Source organism: Faecalibacillus sp. (assembly GCF_047023275.1).
Taxonomy (GTDB): domain Bacteria; phylum Bacillota_I; class Bacilli_A; order Erysipelotrichales; family Coprobacillaceae; genus Faecalibacillus.
The window spans coordinates 30,566-33,552 of record NZ_JBKYAR010000027.1; the positions used below are offsets into that span (position 1 = coordinate 30,566).

1 protein-coding gene is annotated in these 2,987 nt (G+C 29.2%); it reads right to left on the reverse strand.

The window, feature by feature from the left end; genetic code table 11:
• Nucleotides 1–200 precede the first annotated feature (200 nt).
• A complete protein-coding gene (gene clpB / locus ACLVEP_RS09735; protein WP_412584502.1) occupies nt 201–2,768 on the reverse strand; it encodes an ATP-dependent chaperone ClpB in 2,568 nt (855 codons plus the stop codon).
• Nucleotides 2,769–2,987: the final 219 nt, after the last annotated feature.

Genomic DNA, 2,987 nt, shown 5'->3' on the forward strand with positions numbered 1-2,987 from the left:
CACTGATACCAATGGGTTCCACTCTTTTTTCCTATTTAACTGTCAAAGACGGGATAATATTTCCCTAAGAAAAAACAATTTTACATTTTTATTTATATTCCTATAATTTCAAAAAGAAAAGTATGACTTTCATACTTAGCTATCTTTTATTTTCTAAATGTAAATAAAAAAAGAAGTAGCTTTCTATAGCTACTTCATCATTATTGTGCTTTTAAAACAAAACCATCTTGATAATCAACTTCAACATGTTGTCCTTGATGCACTGTTCCTTTAATAATTTCTTTAGCAAGTTTTGTTTCAATTTGAGATTGAATAAATCTCTTTAATGGTCTTGCTCCATAAATTGGATCAAAACCTTCTTCTTGAATCATTTGATAAGCTTGATCAGTTAAAGAAATCGTAATCTTTTTATCTTGTAAACGATGTACTAATTGACCAATGAATTTATCAATAATCTTTCTTACTACTGAACTATCTAATGAATTAAACATAACAATTTCATCAATACGATTTAAGAATTCTGGTTTAAAGTGAGCTTTTAATTCTTCTTTTACAAGTTTTCTATTTTCTTCATTATTACCTTCTAATAAATATTGAGAACCAATATTACTTGTCATGATAATAATTGTATTTTTAAAGCTTACTGTATTACCTTTACTATCTGTAATACGTCCATCATCTAAGACTTGAAGCAAGATGTTAAAAACATCAGGATGTGCTTTTTCAATTTCATCCAATAATACAATACTATAAGGATGACGTCTTACAGCTTCTGTTAATTGTCCGCCTTCTTCATATCCAACATATCCTGGTGGAGCTCCTACTAAACGAGAGACACTGAATTTTTCCATATATTCAGACATATCAATACGGACAATATTCTTTTCAGTATCAAATAATTGTTCTGCTAAAGCTTTCGCAACTTCAGTTTTACCAACTCCTGTTGGACCTAAAAATAAGAATGATCCAATTGGTTTTTCTTCATCATTGATACCAGCACGACTACGTAAGATAGCATCTGTTACTTTAGTAATCGCATCATCTTGACCAATAACACGTACTTTTAAAGTATCATCTAAAGCTAATAATTTTTCACGTTCAGAAGCCATTAACTTATTCATAGGAATACCTGTCCATCTTGAAATGACTTCTGAGACATTATCTACTGTTACTTTTTCTTGAAGTAATGCATCATCAGATTCTTTAGCTTCTAATTCAGCAATTTCTTTAGTAATTTTTGGAATATCACCATATTGAAGTTTAGAAGCTTCTTGTAAATTACCTTCTTGCATATATTTATCTTGCATAGCAATAAGTTTATTTTTTTGATTTTTTAATTCTTTAATATGATCTAATGAAGATTTTTCTTCTTTCCATTTTGCTTTTAAAGCAGTTTCTTGTTCAGTTAAAGAAGCAATACGTTCTTTAATATCATTTAAACGTTTTACATTGTCCTCATTACTATCTTCTTTTTCAATTGAAATTCTTTCCATTTCTAATCGATTCTTTTCACGTGTAATACCATCTAATTCTTCTGGTAAAGAATCAATTTCCATACGAATAGAAGCACACGCTTCATCAATTAAATCGATTGCTTTATCTGGTAAGAAACGATCTGTAATATATCGTTGTGATAAATTAACTGCACCAATAATTGCACTATCATTAATTTTAACACCATGATGTCTTTCAAAAGAATCTTTTAAACCACGTAAAATAGCAATACTATCATCAATCGTTGGTTCATCTACTTGTACCTTTTGAAAACGTCTTTCAAGAGCAGCATCTTTTTCAATATATTGTCGATATTCATCTAAAGTGGTAGCTCCAATACAATGAAGTTCACCACGAGCTAACATTGGTTTTAATAAGTTAGCGGCATCCATCGCACCATCTGTTTTACCAGCACCAACTAATTGATGGATTTCATCAATAAATAAGATAATATTTCCATTAGCTTTTTTAATTTCACCTAAAACCGCTTTTAATCTTTCTTCAAATTCACCACGATATTTAGCACCCGCTACAAGTGAACCTAAATCAAGTTCATACAATGTTTTATTTTGTAAAGAAATAGGAACATCATTTTTATAAATACGCCATGCTAATCCTTCAACAATAGCAGTTTTACCAACACCTGGTTCACCAATTAAAATTGGATTATTTTTTGTTTTACGTGACAAGATTTGAATCACACGACGAATTTCATCATCACGTCCAATAACTGGATCTAATTTTCCATTTTCAACATCTTTTGTTAAGTCACGTCCATATTTTTCTAATACTTCATAAGTATTTTCTGGATTTGGATTATCAACCATATGATCACCTCGCATTTCTAATATTACCTTTTTCGTTTCTTTCTTATTCATACCTTCTTGGTTTAATAAATCTTTAACCCAATTTTCATTTATCTCAAATAACGCCATAATCACATGTTCAACAGACATGTATTCATCTTTAAAAGATGTCATTTGACTATTTGCCTTAGCAAGTAAATCATTTAAACTATAGCTTATTCTCATACTATTGACATCAACATTTTCTAAAGTTGGTTTTTGATTTAACCTTTGTTCTAAAACTTGAATAAAATGATTTTTATCTTTATTTAATTTAGATAACACTCTTGGAAAAATACCACTACTATCATTTAATAAAACATACAGTACATGTTCAATGTCAATTACTTGATGCTTATCATTTAAAGCTAATTGACTTGCCTTTTGAATAGCCTCTTGCATTTTGGCTGTAAATTTTTCGATATCCATGTTATCACTCTCCTTTTTAGCACTCCTTTATCCCTAGTGCTAATTTTATTATATTCATATTTTTAGCACTGTCAATACTTAAGTGCTAATTTCTTTTTTAAAAAAGAAATCCTTTCGGATTTCTCATTTAATATTATTCAATACTTATTGTAGAAGTATTTTCTATTTGTTTCATATCAGATTTAGGAACTGATAAACGAAGTACTCCACCTTCATATT

Excerpts from the sequence above, each read along its gene's own strand:
- clpB (WP_412584502.1), bottom strand. The coding sequence starts at position 2,768 with ATGGATATCGAAAAATTTACAGCCAAAATGCAAGAGGCTATTCAAAAG.